This is a genomic window from Sphaerisporangium sp. NPDC005289, from assembly GCF_040607455.1.
GTDB classification, from domain to species: domain Bacteria; phylum Actinomycetota; class Actinomycetes; order Streptosporangiales; family Streptosporangiaceae; genus Sphaerisporangium; species Sphaerisporangium rhizosphaerae.
In genome coordinates, this window is the sequence record NZ_JBEXGS010000016.1 from 202,993 (window position 1) to 223,482 (window position 20,490).

18 protein-coding genes are annotated in these 20,490 nt (G+C 72.4%); 14 read left to right on the forward strand and 4 right to left on the reverse strand.

From position 1 onward, the window contains the following. Window positions 1–31: 31 nt before the first annotated feature. Window positions 32–832 carry a bifunctional hydroxymethylpyrimidine kinase/phosphomethylpyrimidine kinase gene (gene thiD / locus ABZT47_RS26585; protein ID WP_354847488.1) on the forward strand — a complete coding sequence of 267 codons (801 nt, stop codon included), beginning with the start codon at window positions 32–34 and terminating at the stop codon, window positions 830–832. A gap of 444 nt (window positions 833–1,276) precedes the next feature. Here the strand turns inward: thiD and rpmB are convergent, their stop codons facing one another. After that, a complete protein-coding gene (gene rpmB, locus ABZT47_RS26590; RefSeq protein ID WP_354847547.1) occupies window positions 1,277–1,462 on the reverse strand; it encodes a 50S ribosomal protein L28 in 186 nt (61 codons plus the stop codon). A 257-nt stretch (window positions 1,463–1,719) separates the two neighbouring features. Between rpmB and ABZT47_RS26595 the strand changes: the two genes are divergently transcribed. The 12 genes from ABZT47_RS26595 to ftsY all read left to right on the forward strand — a co-directional run bounded on the left by ABZT47_RS26595 (window position 1,720) and on the right by ftsY (window position 16,627). After that, complete coding sequence (locus tag ABZT47_RS26595) at window positions 1,720–3,357, forward strand: DAK2 domain-containing protein (protein ID WP_354847491.1); 1,638 nt, start codon at window positions 1,720–1,722, stop codon at window positions 3,355–3,357. 159 nt (window positions 3,358–3,516) lie between these two features. Beyond that, complete coding sequence (gene recG / locus ABZT47_RS26600) at window positions 3,517–5,751, forward strand: ATP-dependent DNA helicase RecG (protein ID WP_354847494.1); 2,235 nt, start codon at window positions 3,517–3,519, stop codon at window positions 5,749–5,751. An 820-nt stretch (window positions 5,752–6,571) separates the two neighbouring features. Beyond that, on the forward strand, window positions 6,572–7,141 hold the full coding sequence (gene rsmD, locus ABZT47_RS26605; RefSeq protein ID WP_354847497.1) for a 16S rRNA (guanine(966)-N(2))-methyltransferase RsmD: 570 nt from the start codon (window positions 6,572–6,574) through the stop codon (window positions 7,139–7,141). Window positions 7,142–7,156: 15 nt separating this feature from the next. Beyond that, window positions 7,157–7,633 (forward strand): pantetheine-phosphate adenylyltransferase, encoded by a 477-nt coding sequence (gene coaD / locus ABZT47_RS26610; RefSeq protein WP_354847500.1) that lies wholly within the window; start codon window positions 7,157–7,159, stop codon window positions 7,631–7,633. A gap of 48 nt (window positions 7,634–7,681) precedes the next feature. Beyond that, window positions 7,682–8,254, forward strand: a complete 573-nt coding sequence (locus ABZT47_RS26615) for a YceD family protein (RefSeq protein WP_354847503.1) — start codon at window positions 7,682–7,684, stop codon at window positions 8,252–8,254. A gap of 1 nt (window position 8,255) precedes the next feature. Next, window positions 8,256–8,435, forward strand: a complete 180-nt coding sequence (rpmF, locus tag ABZT47_RS26620) for a 50S ribosomal protein L32 (RefSeq protein ID WP_189161846.1) — start codon at window positions 8,256–8,258, stop codon at window positions 8,433–8,435. A gap of 253 nt (window positions 8,436–8,688) precedes the next feature. After that, on the forward strand, window positions 8,689–9,405 hold the full coding sequence (gene rnc, locus ABZT47_RS26625; protein WP_354847549.1) for a ribonuclease III: 717 nt from the start codon (window positions 8,689–8,691) through the stop codon (window positions 9,403–9,405). Between the two features lie 3 nt (window positions 9,406–9,408). Beyond that, a complete protein-coding gene (mutM, locus tag ABZT47_RS26630) occupies window positions 9,409–10,380 on the forward strand; it encodes a bifunctional DNA-formamidopyrimidine glycosylase/DNA-(apurinic or apyrimidinic site) lyase (protein WP_354847506.1) in 972 nt (323 codons plus the stop codon). Then, complete coding sequence (locus tag ABZT47_RS26635; protein WP_354847509.1) at window positions 10,377–10,676, forward strand: acylphosphatase; 300 nt, start codon at window positions 10,377–10,379, stop codon at window positions 10,674–10,676. The genes mutM and ABZT47_RS26635 overlap by 4 nt, the downstream gene beginning before the upstream one ends. Window positions 10,677–10,865: 189 nt before the next feature. Further along, entirely contained in the window at window positions 10,866–11,060 is a 195-nt protein-coding gene (locus tag ABZT47_RS26640; RefSeq protein WP_248958190.1) for a hypothetical protein, read from the forward strand. Window positions 11,061–11,392: 332 nt separating this feature from the next. Further along, window positions 11,393–15,076: a chromosome segregation protein SMC gene (gene smc / locus ABZT47_RS26645; RefSeq protein ID WP_354847512.1), complete on the forward strand. Its 3,684-nt coding sequence runs from the start codon at window positions 11,393–11,395 to the stop codon at window positions 15,074–15,076. A gap of 372 nt (window positions 15,077–15,448) precedes the next feature. Beyond that, window positions 15,449–16,627 (forward strand): signal recognition particle-docking protein FtsY, encoded by a 1,179-nt coding sequence (ftsY, locus tag ABZT47_RS26650; protein ID WP_354847515.1) that lies wholly within the window; start codon window positions 15,449–15,451, stop codon window positions 16,625–16,627. Between the two features lie 54 nt (window positions 16,628–16,681). Here the strand turns inward: ftsY and ABZT47_RS26655 are convergent, their stop codons facing one another. Beyond that, window positions 16,682–17,560 (reverse strand): NmrA family NAD(P)-binding protein, encoded by an 879-nt coding sequence (locus tag ABZT47_RS26655; RefSeq protein WP_354847518.1) that lies wholly within the window; start codon window positions 17,558–17,560, stop codon window positions 16,682–16,684. A gap of 116 nt (window positions 17,561–17,676) precedes the next feature. Here ABZT47_RS26655 and ABZT47_RS26660 point away from each other — a divergent pair, with 116 nt between their 5' ends. Next, on the forward strand, window positions 17,677–18,270 hold the full coding sequence (locus tag ABZT47_RS26660; RefSeq protein ID WP_354847521.1) for a helix-turn-helix domain-containing protein: 594 nt from the start codon (window positions 17,677–17,679) through the stop codon (window positions 18,268–18,270). 78 nt (window positions 18,271–18,348) lie between these two features. Here ABZT47_RS26660 and ABZT47_RS26665 read toward each other — a convergent pair whose 3' ends face one another. Continuing rightward, entirely contained in the window at window positions 18,349–19,707 is a 1,359-nt protein-coding gene (locus tag ABZT47_RS26665) for a PHB depolymerase family esterase (RefSeq protein WP_354847524.1), read from the reverse strand. A 48-nt stretch (window positions 19,708–19,755) separates the two neighbouring features. Beyond that, a partial coding sequence (locus ABZT47_RS26670; RefSeq protein ID WP_354847527.1) for a cellulose binding domain-containing protein occupies window positions 19,756–20,490 on the reverse strand: 735 nt, incomplete at its 5' end.

A 20,490-nucleotide genomic window follows, 5' to 3' on the forward strand; every position in this document is an offset into this window, starting at 1 on the left:
GGACGGAGGGGGAGTTTGGTTTGATGGACGCGTGACTCCTCCCCGCGTGCTCACGGTCGCCGGCTCCGACTCGGGCGGAGGCGCCGGCATCCAGGCCGACCTGAAGACCATGCTGGCGCTGGGCGTCCACGGCATGAGCGTGATCGCGGCGGTGACCGCGCAGAACTCCCTCGGCGTGCAGGGCTACTGGGAACTGCCGCCCGAGGCGGTGCGCGCGCAGCTCGACTCGGTGCTCGGCGACATCGGCGCGCAGGCCGTCAAAACGGGCATGCTCGCCTCCCCTCGACTGGTCGAGGTGGTCGCCGAGGTGCTCGCCGGCGTGGAGGTCCCCGTGGTCGTGGACCCCGTCGGCGTGTCCAAGCACGGCGACCCGCTGCTCGCCCCCGAGGCGGTCCACACGGTGACCTCGCGCCTGCTGCCGGTGGCGACCGTGGTGACGCCGAACCTGTGGGAGGTCGAGCAGCTCACCTCGTTCAAGGTCGAGGACGAGGACGACCTGCGGCCGGCCGCCGAGGCGGTGCTGGCCCTCGGGCCCGCCTGGGCGCTGATCAAGGGCGGCCATCTGCCCGGCCGGCCGGTCGACCTGCTCACCGACGGCGTCACCGAGCACCGCTTCTCCGCCGAACGGCTCGACAACCGGCACACCCACGGCACCGGATGCACGCTGGCCTCCGCCATCGCCTCCCACCTGGCGCTGGGAGAGGACGTCCCCGGTGCGGTGGCCAAGGCGAAGGAGTACGTCACCGGCGCGATCGCTCACGGGTTCCCCCTGGGCGCGGGCATCGGCCCCGTCGACCACGCCTGGCGCTGGCGCGGGGGCACACGGGCCTGATCTGGCCGAGAACCCGCCCGCCGGGACACACGCGGCGTTTGGCCCGCTCCCTTGAGGCTCTCAACACGCGCCTGCCGACATAGACGGCCGCTGCTCACTGCCTTTGACCTTCTCAGGGCGCACCTGGGGCGTAGGGGCGCCTGCACGCCCGCCCAGAACCGCCTCGGGACACGCCGGCGGGCTCAGGAGCGTCTGCTCACTCGCCTGACCGTCTCAGGACGTGCCCGTAGTGCACCCCGCAGGACGCGCCCGCAGGCACAGGGCGGCGTCGAACAGCTGGCCTCGGGGTAGCGGGGACGCGCCCGTGCGCGCCGGCAGGCACAGGGGACGCCGCCCGGCTGGACCTTGTCAGGCGCGTCGCAGCCGCAGGGGCGCTGGTCGAGGGAGTGCGGGAACGGCGATGGCCCGCCACCCATGGTGGGTGGCGGGCCATCGAAGCCGGTGCTAGCGGGCGATCTTGCCCGCCTTGATGCAGGAGGTGCACACGTTCAGCCGCTTCGGCGTGCTACCGACCATGGCGCGCACACGCTGGATGTTGGGGTTCCAGCGGCGGCGGGTGCGGCGGTGCGAGTGCGAGATGTTGTTGCCGAAAGTCGGCCCCTTGCCGCAAACGTCGCAGACGGAAGCCACGGTCATCGCTCCTTAGATCAGTCAATAGGCCCGAAACCGAGGTAGAAGCGGCGGTCGGGCATGCCGGGACTACCGGCTGGCCACACGAGGGTATCCGATGTCGCCCGGTGCTCACCAAACGGAGGGGCGGGCGAACGGGGATAATCTCGTATCACCAACCGTAGCGCATCATCGGAGCCGGCGCGGTCCCGCGCGCGCGAACCACCGTGCGACGTGCCGCGCGGGGTCGATTCGCCGCGCGCAGGAGGGAGCCCCCCATGCCTTCGCAGCCCGCCGACGCCGGGGAGTCGCTGCGGATCCTCGACCCCGCCGCGGTGCGCCGCTGGGCCGGGTTGTGCGCCGAGGCGCTCGGCAGGGTCCGCGCCGAGATCGACGCGCTGAACGTCTTCCCCGTCCCCGACGGCGACACCGGGACGAACCTGCACCTGACGATGCTGTCGGCGGCCGAGGCGCTCGACGGGCTGCCCCACGACGCGGACGCCGAGACCACCTGGGGCACGCTGGCGCACGGCGCGCTCATCGGCGCGCGGGGGAACTCGGGGGTGATCGTCAGCCAGGCCCTGCGCGGCATGGCCGAGGTGCTCAAGCCCGCCAAGGGCGTCGGCCGCGACCTGCGCGAGGCGCTGGCCAGGGCGGCCGAGCTGGCCAGGAGCGCGGTGGCGCGCCCGGTGGAGGGCACCGTGCTGAGCGTGCTGAGCGCGGCGGCCCGCGCCGCGCAGGAGGCGGAGGAGGCGGCGGACGGCCTGGACGCCGCCGGCGAGCTGGCGGAGGTCGCCAGGAGCGCCGCGTCCGCCGCGCGCGCCGCCCTCGGCCGCACCACCGAGCAGCTCGACGTGCTGTCCCGCAACGGGGTGGTCGACGCGGGCGCCGCCGGGATGACCGTCGTCCTGGAGAGCCTGGCCGCCGTGATCACCGACTCCTATGTCGGCCGGTACGAGGTGCCCGCGCCGGCCGCGCGGTTCACCCCTGTAGGGCCGGGCGAGCACGGGCACGTCGAGGAGTTCGGCTACGAGGTGATGTTCCTCCTGGATGCGGACGAGGCCGCCGTCGCCGCGCTGCGCGAGGAGCTCGACCGCCTCGGCGACTCGCTGGTGGTCGTCGGCGGGGACGGCCTGTGGAACGTGCACGTCCACGTGGACGACGCCGGGGCGGCCGTCGAGGCGGGGATGCGGGCCGGGCGGCCGCACCGCGTCAAGATCGCCTACCTGGAGGCTGCGGCGCACGCTCCCCGGCGCGGCCAGGGGCGCGGCGTGGTGGCCGTCGCGGCGGGCGACGGCATCGCGCGCCTGTTCGAGCGGGCCGGGGCCGTGGTGGTGCGCCGCGAGCCCGGCTCGAGTCCCGCGCTCGGGGCCGTACTGGACGCGATCCGGCAGGCCGGCACCGAGGTCGCGGTGCTGCCGAACGACACCGGCGTGAACGCGGTGGCCATGGGCGCGGCGGCGATCGCCCGCGAGGAGGGCGTGGTCGTCAGCGTGCTGCCCACCAAGGCGACCGTCCAGGGGCTCGCGGCCCTGGCCGTCCACGACCCGCTGCGGCGCTTCGACGACGACGTGGTGGCGATGACCGACAGCGCCGGCCACGCCCGCCACGGGCACGTCTGGGTGGCCGACCGGGAGGCCATGACCAGCGCCGGCCTGTGCCGTCCGGGCGACGTGCTCGGCGTGATCGACGGCGACGTGGCCCTGATCGGCTCCGACGTCGAGGCCGTCGCCGTCACGACCGCCTCCCGCATGCTGTCGGCCGCCAGCGAGCTGGTGACGCTCATCCTGGGGGCGGACGGCGATCGGCCCGCGCGGGCCGTCCGTGAGCACCTGGCCTCGGCCCGGCCGGACCTGGAGACGGTCGTCCACGAGGGCGGCCAGGGCGGCTACCCGCTGCTCATCGGCGTCGAGTAGGCCGCCGGGCCGGCGTGCGCGGCGCCCCCGTGCCCGCCCGGCCCGGCCGCGGCGCCCCGGGCGGCCAGGCCGAGCCGACGGGCGCCGCGCCGCGCGTACGGCGTCGAGTGAAGCCTTCGCGGGGGTTCTTGTCGGCCGGGAGCGGTACAACTGGTTGACGTGACGCGTTTCGACGAGCCGCTCATCAAGGCGCTCGATCCAAAGACGGCCAAGCCGCTCGAGGGCTCGCTCAACATCACCACGGTCGGCGAGCTCCTGCGCCACTACCCCCGGCGCTACGCCGAGCGGGGCGAGCTCACCGCGCTCGACGCCCTGGAGGTCGACGAGCACGTCACGGTGGTCGGCGAGGTCTCCCGCCTCATGCGCAAGCCGATGCGCAACCGGTCGGGCACCTGGCTGGAGGTCGAGGTCGTCGACGGGCGGCGCAACAAGATCTATCTGTCCTTCTTCGGCAAGATGTCCCACGTGGTGGAGACCCGGCTCAAGCCCGGCACCCGCGCGATGTTCTCCGGCAAGGTGGGGCGGTTCGGGCACGGCGAGCGGGCCAAGTGGCAGCTCAGCAATCCCGAGTTCGAGCCGTTCGAGGAGGTCGAGTCCTCGTCGTCCTCGGCGGCCGAGTTCGCCGCCGCGCCGGTGCCGATCTACCCGGCGGCGGGCGGCATCACCTCGTGGGTGATCCGCAGGGCGATCGGCGTCGTGCTCGACACGCTGGGCCCGATCCCCGATCCGCTGCCCGACGACCTGCGCGCCCGCCACCGGCTGCCGGGCCTGGCCGAGGCGCTGGAGGCCGTCCACCGGCCGCGCGACCAGGGCGACGTGGCGAGGGCGCGCAAGAGGCTCAAGTTCGACGAGGCGTTCATGCTGCAGGCCGTGCTCGCCCAGCGCCGCCAGGCCGCCGCCGCGTGGCCCGCCATCCCCCGGCCCAGCCGGGACGACGGGCTGCTCGCCGACTTCGACGGCCGGCTGCCCTTCCAGCTCACCGAGGGCCAGGTCGCCGTCGGCGAAGAGATCGCGGCCGAGCTGGCGCTGGCGCACCCGATGCACCGTCTGCTCCAGGGCGAGGTGGGCGCGGGCAAGACCGTCGTGGCGCTGCGGGCGATGCTCCAGGTGGTCGACGCCGGCGGCCAGGCGGCGTTGCTCGCCCCCACCGAGGTGCTGGCGCAGCAGCACCACCGCTCCATCGTCCGCATGCTCGGCGACCTCGGCACCGGCGGCATGTTCGGCGGCACGGCGGTGACGCTGCTCACCGGCTCCATGGGCGCGGCGGGCCGCCGCGCCGCCCTGCTGGAGGCCGCGTCCGGCGCGGCGGGCGTCGTCGTGGGCACCCATGCCCTGCTCCAGGAGCACGTCCAGTTCGCCGACCTCGGCCTGGTCGTCGTGGACGAGCAGCACCGCTTCGGCGTCGAGCAGCGTGACGCGCTGCGCGAGAAGGCCGGCGGCGGACGGCCGCACGTCCTGGTGATGACCGCCACCCCGATCCCGCGCACGGTGGCCATGACGGTGTTCGGCGACCTGGAGGTCTCGACGCTCAGCCAGCTGCCCTCTGGTCGGGCCCCGATCACCACGCACGTCGTCCCCGCGGCCGACAAGCCGCACTTCCTCGAACGCACCTGGGAGCGCATCCGCGAGGAGGTCGGCCTGGGCCGCCAGGCCTACATCGTCTGCCCCCGCATCGGCGACCAGGAGGGCGACGAGGGCGATCTGAGCGACCTGGCCGAGCCCGGTGACCTCGCCGAGCTGAGCGAGGCCGCCGAGGCGGGGGAGGGGAACGGCGAGCGCCGCCCGCCGCTGGCCGTCATGGAGGTCGCCCCGCTGCTGGCCGGCGGGCCGCTGGCCGGCCTGCGCGTCGAGGTGCTCCACGGGCGGCTGCCTCCCGAGGACAAGGACGCCGTGATGCGCGCCTTCACGCGCGGCGAGGTCGACGTCCTGGTGGCCACCACGGTGATCGAGGTCGGCGTGGACGTCCCCAATGCCTCCGTCATGGTGATCATGGACGCCGACCGGTTCGGCGTGTCGCAGCTCCACCAGCTGCGCGGGCGCGTGGGCCGGGGCGGCCTGCCCGGCCTGTGCCTGCTGGTGACCGACTTCCCGGCGGGCACCCCGGCCCGCGAGCGGCTCGACGCGGTCGCCGCCACGCTCGACGGGTTCGAGCTGTCCCGGGTCGACCTGGAGCAGCGGCGCGAGGGCGATGTGCTGGGCGCGGCCCAGTCCGGGCGCAAATCATCGCTGAAGATGCTGCGGCTGCTGCGCGACGAGGACGTCATCAGGGACGCCCGCGAGGAGGCCGGGCTGCTGCTGTCCGCCGATCCCGACCTGACCGCCCACCCGGCGCTCCGCGCCGAGATCGACCGCCTCCTCGGCGACGACCGCGCCGAATACCTCGAAAAGGCATGATCGCTACCAGAGGTGGGTGAACGGCCCAAGTTGCTCGACGTAGTGTGGCGCCGGCTTCGCCGTACCACGACCCGCCGACCCGGCGCCGACAGGAAGAGTCGCATCGACGGGTGAAATCGGGCAGCCTGTGGCGGCGGGGCGGCGCTTTCGCGGGGGCGCGGGGCATTCGCCTGCCTCCGCAGGGGTGCGGGGCATTGGGCGTGGAGGTGGAGGCGGGGCTGCGGACCGTGCGAGGAGCCGGGGCGCGTGAGGTCGTCGGCCACGCCGCCACGGTGGCGTGGGTGAACTCTGGCAGGGGATCGGCGGCGCGGTCCTGGATTCAGTGCTGACGGGGGGATGCCCTGGGTCATAAAAATGACCCAGGGCCCAGCCTTGGGACGGCCTCCCCCCGAATGCCGTCCCCGGCTGGGCCCACCCTCGGGTCAGGTGCCGAGGGCACCGGCGCGCGGAAGGGCTCACGATCACGCCGGTCGGCCTTCCCCTGGGTCACCATGAAGGCCGCAGAACTCATCATGTGGGCTCAGGCCGCCGTGCGGAACGACCCTTGCGCATTCGTCGACGACACTTGGCCACTCTTGACCTTGGCTCTCGGGCCGGCAGAGGGCCCCATCTCGTGCCCCGGCGGGCGTGTGACGTCCCGTGACCCCGGCGGACGTGGGTACCTGTGACCCCGGCGGGCGTGGGCGTACCCGTGGCCCCGGCGGGCGCGGCCCCGCGGCTCTGGCGGGCGTGGGCGTGCGCGTGGCCGCGGTGGGCGTGGGGGCGTACCGCGTGTCCCGGCCGGTGCGGGAGCGGCTCGGGCTGCGGCGAGAATGGGCGGGTGACCCGAGTCATCGCAGGAACCGCCGGCGGGCGCCGCATCGCCGTGCCCCCCGGCCGTGGCACCCGCCCGACGAGCGACCGTGCCAGGGAGGGGCTGTTCTCCACCGTCGGCTCCCTGCTCGGCCCGCTGGACGGCGCCCGCGTGCTCGACCTGTACGCCGGGTCCGGGGCGGTGGGCCTGGAGGCGCTGTCGCGGGGAGCCTCACACGCGCTGCTGGTGGAGTCCGACGTCAAGGCCGTGCGCACGATCAGGGAGAACATCGCCGCGCTGGGCCTGCCGGGGGCGGTCGTGACCGGCGACCGGGTCGAGCGCGTCGTGGCGCTCCCGTGCGCCGAGCCGTACGACTTCGTGTTCGCCGACCCTCCGTACGCGGTGAAGGACGAGGCCGTCGCCGAGGTGCTTGAACGGCTGCGCGACAACCGCTGGCTGGCTTCGGACGCCCTGGTCGCGGTGGAGCGCGAGTCGCGGGGGAAGGACCTGGTCTGGCCCTCGGGATTCAGCGAGGAGAGGGTCCGTCGCTATGGCGAAGCGTCCGTTTGGTACGGTCGCGCCGCCGGGAACCAGTGAAACTGGGGGTACGCCTTGCGTCGCGTCGTCTGTCCGGGGTCGTTCGACCCCGTCACCAACGGCCATCTCGACATCATCGGCCGGACGTCCCGGTTGTATGACGAGGTCGTCGTCGCCGTGCTGATCAACGTCGAGAAGAAGAGCCTGTTCACCGTGGACGAGCGCATCGCGACGCTCGAGGAGGTGACCCGCGAGTACGGCAACGTGCGGGTCGAGAAGTTCTACGGGCTGCTGGTCGACTTCTGCAAGCAGCAGGGCATCCCGACGATCGTCAAGGGCCTGCGCGCGGTCAGCGACTTCGACTACGAACTGCAGATGGCCCAGCTCAACTACCGCATGTCGGGCGTGGAGACGCTGTTCATGTCGACCAACCCCGAGTACTCCTTCCTGTCGTCGAGCAGGCTGAAGGAGATCGCCCGGTACGGTGGGGACGTCTCGGGGCTCGTGCCCGATCTGGTGCACCGGATGCTGGTCGAACGGCTCCGCGGCTGAGTGCTGGTATTCTTTCTCATCGGCCTTGTACGACGGCGGTGATTCGCCATGCCTCAAGAGAGCAGGAAGACGCTGCATAGCCTCGACCCCCGGGCCCCCTGGGTGATTTCGACCCATGATCTGGGACGACGGCCGGGGTCCATGCGCGAGACCTCCCGTTCCCTCCCGGCTCCGGCGAATCTCACCGTCGGCATGATCGGCGTCCCCGTGGACGCCGAGATCGAGCTGGACATCCGGCTCGAGGCAGTGATGGAAGGCGTGCTCGTCACGGGCACGGCGCGAGCCCCGCTCACCGGCGAGTGCTCGCGGTGCCTGGATCCGTTGACCTCGCAGATCGAGGTCGGCTTCCAGGAGCTCTTCTTCTACTCGGCGGAAGACGCCGCCGAGGACGACTCACTCCTCGACGGTGAACTCCTCGATCTCGAGCCGACGTTCCGCGACGCGGTGGTGCTCGCACTGCCGTTGAGCCCGGTCTGTAGTGAAGACTGCCCCGGTCTCTGCGTGGAGTGTGGGGTCAAGCTGGCGGAAGCCGGCCCAGACCATCGGCACGATAAGACCGACGCCCGCTGGGCGGCGTTGCAGGGCCTGAACATCGAGAACAACAAGACCCAGGAGGGTTGACGTGGCCGTCCCCAAGCGGAAGATGTCGCGGAGCAACACCCGCTCCCGCCGCGCGCAGTGGAAGACCGCCGCGCCGGCGCTCGTGAGCTGCAACCAGTGCCGGTCGCCGAAGCTGCCGCACGTGGCATGCCCGACCTGCGGCACCTACAACCGCCGACAGGTCATCGAGCCGTCGGCCTGATCACGCCTGCGGTGGCCGGTGAGCCGGCCGGATGCCCCGCATCCGGCCGGGACGACCGTCCACCGTTCAAAGGCGTGCGGTGGCGGTTCGCCCGCGGCCGTGGTGGGCGCCGGGGCTGCCGCAATCTCCCGGCGTCCACCACGTTTTCGGGCACCCGCGTTCCATCCGCCATCGCGACCATGGTCGTGACGTGCTGCGTGACGGCCAGAGAGACACCGTCCGAGGAGGAGACGTGGCCGCAGGTGGGAAGCCCATACCGGTAGAGATCGCCAGGGACGAGCTCGAGCGCGTCCTGGACGTCAAGCTGGACGAGCAGCTTCTTGAGCGGGCGCTGACGCACCGCTCCTACGCGTACGAGAACGGTGGCCTGCCCACCAACGAGCGCCTTGAGTTCCTCGGCGACTCGGTGCTGGGCCTGGTGGTCACCGACACCCTGTTCCGGGGGCATCCCGATCTTCCTGAGGGCCAGCTCGCCAAGCTGCGGGCGGCCGTGGTCAACATGCGCGCCCTCGCCGACGTCGCGCGCGCCCTGGACCTCGGCCGGTTCACCCGGCTCGGCCGGGGTGAGGAGGGCACCGGCGGGCGCGACAAGTCCTCGATCCTCGCCGACACCCTCGAGGCGCTCATCGGCGCCGTCTACGTCGACAAGGGGCTGGACGAGGCGTTCCGTGTGGTCCACCTGCTGTTCGACCCGCTGATCAAGCGGTCGGCCTCGCTCGGCGCGGGCCTCGACTGGAAGACCTCCCTGCAGGAGCTCACCGCCGCCGAGATGCTGGGCGTGCCCGAGTACCACGTGGACGAGAGCGGGCCCGACCACGCCAAGTCGTTCACCGCGATCGTCAAGGTCGGCGGCCAGGAGTACGGGTCGGGCGCGGGGCGCAGCAAGAAGGAGGCCGAGCAGCAGGCCGCGGAGGCCGCCTGGAACGCCATACGCGCGGCCGCCGACGCCCGGGACAAGAAGGCCAGCTGACCCATGCCGGAGCTGCCGGAAGTCGAGGTCGTCCGGCGCGGGCTGGAACGCTGGGTCGCCGGGCGCACGATCGCCTTCGCCGAGGTCCTGCATCCTCGCGCGATCCGCAGGCACGCTCCCGGTTCTGCCGAGTTCGCCGGGCGGCTGGCGGGCCGCACGCTGGTCTCGGCAGAGCGGCGGGGCAAATACCTGTGGCTGCCCCTGGCCGAGGCGCTGAACGGCTCCGAGGCCCCGGTGGGCGGCTCTGCGGATCTCCCGCAGGACAGCGGAGACGCCGGAGCGGATCTTCCTCAAGCCGGTCCGGCGGGAGAGGCCCGGCATGGCGCGTCCGAGGCGCTGCTGGCGCACCTGGGCATGAGCGGCCAGCTGCTGGTGGTCGACCCGGGCTCGCCGCTGGAGAAGCACCTGCGGGTGCGCCTGGGGTTCTCCGACGGCGGCCCCGAGCTGAGGTTCGTCGACCAGCGCACCTTCGGCCACGTGCTGGTGGCTCCTCTGCTGCCGCTGGAGCGGCCGGTCCCCGAGCCGATCGCGCACATCGCGCCCGATCCGCTGGAGGAGGCGTTCGACGAGGAGATGTTCGCCATGCGGCTCGCCACCCGGCAGACCGAGGTCAAGCGGGCGCTGCTGGACCAGTCGCTGATCAGCGGGGTGGGCAACATCTACGCCGACGAGGCGCTGTGGCGGGCGGGGCTGCACGGCGGCGTGCCCACGCGGTCGCTGAGCCGGCGCAAGGTCGAAGAGCTGCTGGCGGCCGCGCGCGCGGTGATGACCGAGGCCCTCGGCCAGGGCGGCACGTCCTTCGATAGCCTGTACGTCAACGTCAACGGCGAGAGCGGCTACTTCGACCGGTCGCTCAACGTGTACGGCCGGGAGGGCGAGCCGTGCCCCCGCTGTGGCGCACCGGTCGTCCGGGAGGCTTTCATGAACAGGTCCTCCTACAGTTGCCCCCGTTGTCAACCCCGGGTGGCGACATGAGCGGGGACGCCGCGCCCGGCGCAAGTGACATCCGTCTCAACGCATGGGTGCGCGGTCGCGTGCAGGGGGTGGGTTTCCGCTGGTGGACGCGGTCCCGGGCTCTTGAGCTGGGGTTGGTCGGGTCGGCGTCGAACCTTGCCGACGGCAGGGTCGAGGTCGTCGCCGAGGGACCGCGCGAGGCCTGTGAGAAGCTTCTCGCCCTGCTCAGGGGTGGTGACACCCCGGGGCGGGTAGATACCGTGGTGGAGCGCTGGTCACCGGTTCGCGGGGGTTTTGGTGGATTCGTGGAGCGGTAGGCGCTTCCCTTAAACCCCCTAAATGCGGTATATTTACATGTCGGGAGTGCCCATTGGCGCATTCATGGAGAGCGTTCAACTTGACCGCCTCCATTGCCGGTGCGACTCTTGATAGGAAACACGCGCACCCCTCCCGCGGCAAGAAGTGCGCGAACCAGTTTGGTCACTCAGCGTGGAGGACCCTTAACCATGGCGAAGGCTCTACTCGGCCACGTCGGCGGTCTCGACCCTCGAATGGTCTCGGAAATGCGCCGTCTCCAGCAGCGAATCCGGGATCTGGAGGCAGAGCTCACAAGGCTCCAGGCCCAGAACGACGCTCTCGCGGCCCAGTCGCGAGATGAGGCGTTCTCTCGCCTGCAAGATCGCGAGCCGGCCCTCACCTGAGGTTCGGTACGGACGGCAACACACTGTCAGGGACGCCCCGCAAAGGCGTCCCTTGTCATTTTCCGGCCTTCGCGTGGCCGGCCTCGCCCGGCCGCACACCTCCGGCGGCGGCCGGCCCCGCCCGGTCCGGCATCCTCGCGTGCCCGGCACCGGCCCGGCCCGGCACTCGCCCGGCTCGGCGCTGCGCGCGCCCGTTCCGCGTGCTCCGTTGCAGGCCGCATACCCGGTGAGCACACCCGAGGGCGTCCCGAGCCGGTAGTGTGCCCCGAAGAGCGGAAGGGACCCGGGAGGCAGGCAGGCGGTCCCCGAGCGGAACGGGGAGGTCGGCGCGCGTGTATCTCAAGAACCTCACGCTGCGCGGCTTCAAGTCCTTCGCCTCCGCCACCGCCCTGAAGTTCGAACCCGGCATCACCGCCGTCGTCGGCCCCAACGGGTCGGGCAAGTCCAACGTCGTGGACGCCCTCGCCTGGGTCATGGGCGAGCACAGCGCCAAGTCCCTGCGCGGCGGCAAGATGGAGGACGTCATCTTCGCCGGCACCTCCTCGCGGCCTCCACTGGGGCGCGCCGAGGTGACGCTGACCATCGACAACACCGACGGCGCGCTCCCGATCGACTACACCGAGGTCACGATCAGCCGGCTGATGTTCCGCTCCGGCCAGAGCGAGTACGCCATCAACGGCGACACCTGCCGGCTGCTGGACATCCAGGAGCTGCTGTCGGACTCCGGCATCGGCCGCGAGATGCACGTCATCGTCGGCCAGGGCCAGCTCGACACCGTCCTGCACGCCGGCCCCGAGGAGCGCAGGGCGTTCATCGAGGAGGCCGCGGGCGTCCTGAAGCACCGCAAGCGCAAAGAGAAGGCGCTGCGCAAGCTGGACGCCATGCAGGCCAACCTCACCCGCGTGCAGGACCTCGCGGCCGAGCTGCGCCGCCAGCTCAAGCCGCTGGGCCGCCAGGCCGAGATCGCCCGCAAGGCCGCCGTCATCCAGGCCGACCTTCGCGACGCGCGGCTGCGCCTGCTGGCCGACGACGTCGTCCGCCTGCGCGACCACCTCCACCGTGAGGCCGCCGACGAGGCCGCCGTCCGCGCCAGGCGCGCCGAGGTGGAGGCCGGCCTCGAACAGGGGCAGGGCCGCGAGGCCGAGCTGGAGGCCGCCGAGAGCGCCGCCCAGCCGCGCCTCGCCGTCGCCCAGGAGACCTACTACCGCCTGGCCGCGCTCAAGGAGCGCTTCCACAGTGTGGAGACGCTGGCCGCCGAGCGGCACCGCCACGCCGTCGAGGCCGCCTCCATCGAGCGGCGCGGGCGTGACCCCGAGGAGTACGAGCGCGAGGCCGCCGAGGTGCGCGAGCGCGAGGAGGCGCTCAAGGCCGAGCTCGAGCAGGCCGAGGAGATCCTCGAACAGGCCGTCTGGCGGCGCGGTGAGGCCGAGAGCGCTCTGGCCGTCGAGGAGCGCCGCCTGGCCGCCGCCGCGCGCGAGGCCGCCGACCGCCGCGAGAGCCTGGCCAGGCTGCGCGGCGAGGTGGCCGCCGTGCGGGGCCGCGCCAGGGCCGCCGAGGAGGAGATCGGGCGCCTGGCCAAGGCCCTGGGGGAGGCCCGTCAGAGGAGCGAGCGGGCCCGCGAGGAGCACGACGCGCAGCAGGAGGCCGAGCCCGCCGCCGACCCCGCCCTCGCCGACGAGCTGGCGCGCGCACAGCAGGGCGTCGAGGAGGCCAAGGCCGCGGTGGAGGAGGCCCGGGCCGCCGTCGAGGAGGCCAAGGCCGCCGCCGAGACCCCGCGCAGGGCCCTGGCGGAGGCCCGCGCGGCCGTCGGGGCGGCGCGGGCCGCCGACCAGGAGGCCCAGCGGGCGATCGCCGCCCTGGAGGCCCGCGGGGAGGCCCTGCGCATGGGTCTCGCCGGGGGCGCCGACGGCGGCGCGGCGCTGATGGCCGCCGGCCTGTCCGGAGTGCTCGGGCCGCTCGCCGCGATGATGACCGTGCGGCCGGGAGCCGAGGTGGCCGTGGCCGCCGTGCTGGGCGCCGCCGCCGAGGCCGTCGCGGTGGAGTCGCTGTCCACCGTCGTGGACGCGGTGGAGCTGCTGCGGGCCGAGGACGCCGGCCGGGCGGCGCTGGTCGTCGCGTCCGATGCCGCCGTGGCGAGGCCCGCGCCCGTGGAGGACGCCGAGTGGGTCTGCGACCTGGTGAGCGTGTCCGACGCCTTCCGCCCCGCCGTCGAGAGCCTGCTGGCCGGCGTGGTCGTCGCCGAGGACGTGCCGGTGGCCAGGAAGCTCGTCGAGCAGCGCCCCGACGTCCGGGCCGTCACCTGGTCGGGCGACCTGGTGGGCGCGTTCTTCGCGCACGGCGGCTCGGGCGCCGGCGCGGGCTCGGCCCTCCAGGTGCGCGCCGCCCTCGACCAGGCCGTCGCCGATCTCGAGCAGGCCCGCGCCACCGCCGAGAGCGCCGCGGGCGAGCTCGAACGCGCCGCCGAGGCCGAGCGCGCCGCCCAGCAGGCCGTGGAGGCCGTCCAGGCGCGCGCCGCGCAGGCGCAGACCGGCGTCAACACCGCCCAGGCCGGCGTGAACGCCGCGCAGGGCGAGCTCGACCGCGTGCGGGCCAGGCAGCGCGAGGCCGACCAGCGGGTCGCCCTCGCGGCAAGGCGCCTGGCCCAGCTCGACGCCGCCGCCAGGGCCGCCGGCGACGAGTGCGACCGGCTGGCCCGCAGCGTCGCCGCCGCCGAGCAGGCGCGCGACCGCGACCTCGCCGGCGTCGTCGAGCTGGAGGAGCGCCTGGCCGAGGCCGAGTACGCCGACGAGCTGGCCGCGGAGCCGACCACCGAGACCCGCGACGAGCTGGCCGGGGTCCGCGACGTCACCCGGCAGGCCGAGATGGAGGCCCGCCTGACCGTCCGCACGGCCGAGGAGCGCGTCCGCGGCATCGCCGGCCGCGCCGACCAGCTCATGAGAGCGGCCGAGCGCGAGCGCCACGAGCGGGCCGGGGCCGCCGCGCTGCGCGAGCGCCGCCGCGCCCAGGCCCAGGTGGCCGAGGCCGTCGTCCGGGGCGCGGCCCGCGCGCTCGGGGTGCTGGAGACCTCCCTGACCCTGGCCGCCGACGAGCGCGAGGACGCCGAGCGGGCGCGCGGCGAGATCGACGCCGAGCTCAAGGCGGTGCGCGTCCGGGTGCGCGAGCTGGCGTCCGAGCTGGACAAGCTGGTCAACCGGGCTCACGGCAACGAGGTGGCCCGCACCGAGCAGCGGCTGCGCCTTGAGCAGATGGAGCAGCGCGCCATGGAGGAGTACGGCGTCGAGATGGACGCCCTGATCTCCGAGTACGGCCCCGAGCAGCCTGTGCCGGTCGGCGACGGCGAGCCGGTGCCCTACGTCCGCGAGGAGCAGGAGAAGCGCGCCCGCGTCGCCGACAGGCAGATGGCCCAGCTCGGCAAGGTCAACCCGCTGGCGCTGGAGGAGTTCGCGGCGCTGGAGGAGCGGCACGCCTTCCTCAACTCCCAGCTCGAAGACCTGCGCAAGACCCGGCGCGACCTGCTCACCGTGGTCAAGGAGGTCGACGAGCGGGTCGAGCAGGTCTTCACGGCCGCCTACGAGGACGTCGCCCGCGAGTTCGAGACCATCTTCACCCGGGTCTTCCCCGGCGGCGAGGGGCGCCTGCTGCTGACCGACCCCTCCGACATGCTGACCACCGGCGTCGACGTCGAGGCCAGGCCGCCGGGCAAGAAGGTCAAGCGACTGTCCCTGCTGTCGGGCGGCGAGCGCTCGCTGACCGCCGTGGCGTTCCTCATCTCGATCTTCAAGGCGCGGCCGTCGCCGTTCTACGTCATGGACGAGGTCGAGGCGGCGCTGGACGACACCAACACCCAGCGGCTGCTCACCCTGTTCGAGGAGCTGCGGCAGAGCTCCCAGCTCATCGTCATCACCCACCAGAAGCGCACCATGGAGATCGCCGACGCCCTCTACGGCGTCAGCATGCGCGGCGACGGCGTCACCCAGGTCGTCAGCCAGCGCCTCCGCGAACGCGAACCGGCTTGACCGTTGAACGAGGAAGCGGCCACGCCAACGCCAGACGAGGTGATGGCCAAGATCGCCGCAGATGAACCCGTGCCCTACGAACCCGACTTCGTCCGCGCGACAATGCGCGAGGGGCGCCGGTGAGCCTGGTCGTCGACGGTTCGATCGTCTTTCGCCTGCTGGCGGACGTGAAAGGCGACGATGCCTTCGGGGGTAGCCCCTGGTCGTCGGCTCGGGTACCAGGTCGAGGGGGCGCGCGGGCACAGGGATGGGGAAGCGCCGCGTGGAGGGGGTGGGGATGAGGGCCGTCGAAGGCTTCATATCGGTGCAACCGGCGCGGCGCGGGCAAGCCGGGGCGTGAGCATGGCCGCCCGTCTGGAAAACTGACTTCTTGTGGATGGGTACCTCGGCATCATTCTGATCGTCATCGTCGTCGCGTTGCTCGCGGCGGGCGGGATGTTCCTGTTGTTCCGCCCGAGCCAGAGGCACGCTCCGCCCGTCGCGCCGCCGGAGGCGCCGACGATCCCGGAGGAGAGGCGGCCTCCGGCCACCGGTGTCATCGAGGACGACACCCTTACGACCACCGTCCCGCCGCCGGTCAAGCCGGCCGAACCCGTCGCGCCGCCCGCGCCGGCCATCGAGATCCCGCCCCCGTCCGCCGGCCGCATGGTGCGGCTGCGGGCCAGGCTCGCCCGCTCGCAGAGCACGCTCGGCAAGGGCCTGCTCGAGCTGCTGTCGCGCGACCGCCTGGACGACGAGGTCTGGGACGAGATCGAGGACACGCTCATCACCGCCGACGTGGGCGTGAGCCCCACGCGCACGATGGTCGAAGAGCTGCGCACCAAGGTCAAGGTCCTCGGCTCGCGCAGCCACGACGAGGCGCGCAGCCTGCTGCGCGAGCAGCTCCTCGCCCTGATCAACCCCGACATGGACCGTACGCTGCACACCGCCCCGCACGGTGAGCGGCCGGCGGTCGTGCTCGTCGTCGGGGTCAACGGCACCGGCAAGACCACGACCACCGGCAAGCTCGCCCGCGCGCTGATCGGCGACGGCCGCAAGGTGCTGCTGGGCGCCGCCGACACCTTCCGGGCCGCCGCCGCCGACCAGCTCCAGACCTGGGGCGAGCGCGTCGGCGCCGAGGTCGTCCGCAAGGACGAGGGCGCCGACCCGGCCTCCGTCGCCTTCGACGCGGTGTCCAAGGGCATCGAGGACAAGGTCGACACGGTCATCGTCGACACGGCGGGCCGCCTGCACACCAAGACCGGCCTGATGGACGAGCTCGGCAAGGTCAAGCGCGTCATCGAGAAGAAGGCCACGGTCGACGAGGTCCTGCTGGTCCTCGACGCCACCACCGGCCAGAACGGCATGCGCCAGGCCCAGGTCTTCGCCGAGGCGGTCAACATCACCGGCATCGTGCTGACCAAGCTCGACGGCACGGCCAAGGGCGGCATCGTGATCTCCGTCCAGCGCGAGCTGGGCGTCCCGGTGAAGCTCGTCGGCCTCGGCGAGGGCCCCGACGACCTCGCTCCCTTCGACCCCGAGGTCTTCACCGACGCCCTCCTCGGCGACTGACCCGACACCCCCGGCGGCGCGGGGTGCGCCGCCCGGGGGATTCGTCGTTCGGTCTCAGGCGAGGACGGCGGGCTTGAGGGTGTCCTCGCACCATTGGCGGAAGGTGGTGGGGCTGGTGGACCGGGGGGTGCGGGGGTCGGTGTCGTAGAGGCCCTGGTCGACCGCGGCGGACATGTCGACGATGCCCTGGGCGCACGCCTCGGTCGCGCCGTACCGGATCAGGGTGGCCTTGTACTCCTCGCCGGTCACCTGCTGGTAGCGGATCGGCCGTCGCAGCACCTCGGACATGATCTGTGCCATGTCATCGTGGGACAGGTCCTCGGGGCCGTGGATCGGCACGCTCTCCTGCCCGGTCCAGGAGCCGTCGAGCAGCAGGTCCGCCGCGACTGCGGCGATGTCGCGGGTGGCGCAGATCGGGACCCTGCGATCGCCGGAGATCGCGAGGGAGAACACGCCCCGGTCCCTGATCGGCGCGACCTGCCTGAGCATGTTCTCCATGAACCCCGGCGGGCACAGTGAGCGGTAGCTCACCCCCATGCTCTCGACCAGATGGTCCATGGCGAAGATCGCGGATATCTGCCCGGCCTTCCTCGCCGTTCCTCGGCCCAGGCTGGAGACGCCGATCACCCGCTTGACGTCCTGACGGCCGATCGCGTCGCACAGCGGCCGGACGAAGTCCAGGACGTGGGCCGGGAGGCTCTCGGCGCGGGGGTTCGGGGGGAGAACCCAGAACACGGTGTCAGCGCCCGTGAGCGCCTTGTCGACGACGCCGGCGTCGTCCGCCGATCCCTGCACGATCTCGACGCGTTCGCGCACCTGGGGGGAGAGGCGGGACGGGTCGCGGGCGATGACCCGGATCGGCTCTGGGCCGTCCAGGACGTTCCGGAGGACCTCGCGGCCGATCTGGCCGGTGGGAGTGGTTATGACGATCATGAAATATCCGACCTCACTGTGGGCTTAACGGAACCGGAACTACTCTTCCTGTTAGCGCCACGCACGTTACGGAACTAAGATTCCGGTTGTCAAGCGGCGACCGAGACGTGTGAGCGATGACTGAGATCGAACGACCCCTGCGCGCCGACGCGCGCCGCAACCGTGAGCGGATCATGGCCGCCGCCGGCGAGCTGTTCGCCCGGCACGGGCGCGAGGCCCAGATGGAGGACATCGCGGCCCGCGCCGGCCTGGGCATGGGAACCCTCTACCGCCACTTCCCCAACAAGCAGGCGCTGCTCATCGCGATGGTCGGCGAGCGGTTCCACGGTATGGCGGACCTGGCGCGCGCCGCCGAGCAGATCACCGACCCCGGAGACGCCTTCGAGGCGATGCTGCGCGGCTACCTGGAGGCCGCCGACGGCGACGCGGCCTTCCAACTGGCGCTGATGGGCTCCGACGACCTCGAATGGGAGCGCATCGGACGGCAGAAGGCCGAGTTCGCCGCGGCCGTCACCCGCGTCATCGACCGCGCCGTGGCCTCCGGCCAGGTGCGCGCCGACCTCACCCTGGCCGACTTCACCGTCGTGGCCAGCGGCGTCATCTCGACGATGTACTTCAAACCGGGCGGCCACCGCGACTGGCGACGCCATCTCCAGCTCGTCCTCGACGGCATCCGCGGCCCCGGAGGGCGGGCGGCGACGCTCGAATGACGCCGGAGGCGTCCCCCGGAGTCCGGGGGACGCAGGTCGTCCTGCGCCTTCCGGGTCCGGGGAACGCCTCCGGATTGCTCAGGAAACCGAGCAGGTCGCGCCGTTGAGGGTGAAGGCGGTGGGAGCGCCGCTGTTACCGGTGTGGGTGGCCTGGAAGCCGATGGTGGTGGAGGCACCGGGTGCCAGCGAGCCGTTGTAGTCGACGTTCTTCGCCGTGACCTGGCCGCTGGTGGGGGTGTAGGTGGCGTTCCATCCGGAGGTGATCGTCTGCCCGCCCGGAAGGGTGAAGGCCAGCGACCAGCCGTTGACGGCGGAGGAGCCGGTGTTGGTGATGGTGATGCTCTCCGTCAGCCCGGTGTTCCACGCGCTGACCGTGTCGCTGACGCGGCAGGCCTCCGGTCCGCCGCTCGGCGTGGGCGTAGGAGTGGGCGTAGGAGTGGGCGTGGGCGTGGGGGTCGGGGTGGGCGTCGGGGTGGGCGTGGGGGTCGGTGTGGGGGTGGGGTTGGTGGAGGTTCCGTCGAGGCCGAGGAAGGTGATGGCGTAGGCGAGTTGGCCGGTCATGGGGAGTTGGTGGCCGACGCCGCTGATGCTGATTCCTTCGACGGGGGCCTGGTTGCCGGTGCCGCCGTATCGGGTGCGGGTCCAGGTGGACTGGGGGTGGTCGGTGTAGGCGGGGGTTTGGCTGAGTCCGTTGAGGTTGGTCCATTGTTTGATCTCCTCGCCGTAGTTGGGGTAGGCGAGGGTGGTGTCGGTGGTGCCGTGCCACAGTTGGATGCGGGGGTAGCGGCCGGTGTAGCCGGGGTACATGGCGCGGGCCTGGTCGCCCCATTGCTGGGCGGTCTTGATGAGCTGGCCGCCGGAGCACTGGCTGTTCCATAGTGAGCCGTTGGTGGTGGCGAAGCAGCCGGCGGGGACGCCGGAGTAGGCGGAGGCGGCGGTGAAGACGTCGGGGTACTGGGCGGCCAGGACGTTGGTCATCATGGCGCCGGAGGAGAATCCGCTGACCGCGATGCGGCCGGGGTCGATGTTGTAGCGCTGGCGGGCGTAGGCGACCATCGACATGATGCCGGTGGAGTCGCTGCCGCCGTTGCGCTTGAGCGCCGCCGGGGTGGAGACGTCGAAGCACGAGCCGCTGCGGGTGGCCTCGGGCAGGACGATGATGTAGCCGTAGCGGTCGGCCGCGGTGACGAAGTCGTGCCCGTTGCCGTTGAAGATGCCGCTGGCCGAGCCGCTGCAGTAGTGCACCAGCACCAGCAACGCCGGCCGTGCGGCGACATTGTTGGGCACGTAGATGTACATGTTCAGATTGGTCGGGTTGTTACCGAAACCGGTCACCCGGGTCAGCGACGCGGCCGAGGCGGGCCACATCGCCATGAGCATGCTCGCGAGCGCCAGAGGTAGGGCGGCGGCCAGCATGGCCAAGAGCTTTCGTTTCACGCTGTTCTCCTCCGTCGGAAGACGCCGATGGCTCCGTCGCGGCGTGGGTCAGTTCGCGGTGCAGGTCAGCACGGGCACGCTGTTGGTGCCGTTCCAGGTGCCGAGGAATCCGAACTGCGCGGTGGCGCCGGCGCCCAGCGAGCCGTTGTAGTCCACGTTGCGGGCGGTGACCTGCGATCCGCTGGCGCTGATCGTGGCGCTCCAGCTCTGGGTGACCGTCTGGCCGTTGCCGAACTGCCAGCCGACCGTCCACGACGAGATGGGCGCGCCGCCCGCCGTGACCGTCACCGCCGCCTGGAAGCCGCCGGTCCACTGCCCGGTGATGGAGTACGCGGCCGAACACGACTTCCCGCCCGGAGTCGGGGTGGGGGTCGGCGTGGGAGTGGGCGTCGGAGTCGGAGTCGGCGTCGGGGTCGGCGTGGGGGTCGGCGTGGGAGTGGGGGTCGGGGTCGGCGTCGGGGTGCCCTGGCTGATGCTGCCGGGGACCGACTGCAGAGCCGTGTACCAGGCGGCGGCCATCTTGTCGTAGCCGTTGGCGGTGGGGTGGATGCCGTCGATCAGGTCGCCGGTGGTGAGCTTGCTGTGCATGTCGACCAGGTGGACGTGCTTGCCGCTGCTGACCTTGCTCTGGACGATGCCGGGGATGGCCGCGTTGAAGGTGCGGACGGAGTTCTCCTGGCCGGAGTTCGACAGCGGGATGATGGTGGCGACGAACACGTCGGCGTTGGGCACGGCCGAGGTGATGTGGTCGATCAGGGTGGACAGCCGCTGGGGGGCGCTGGA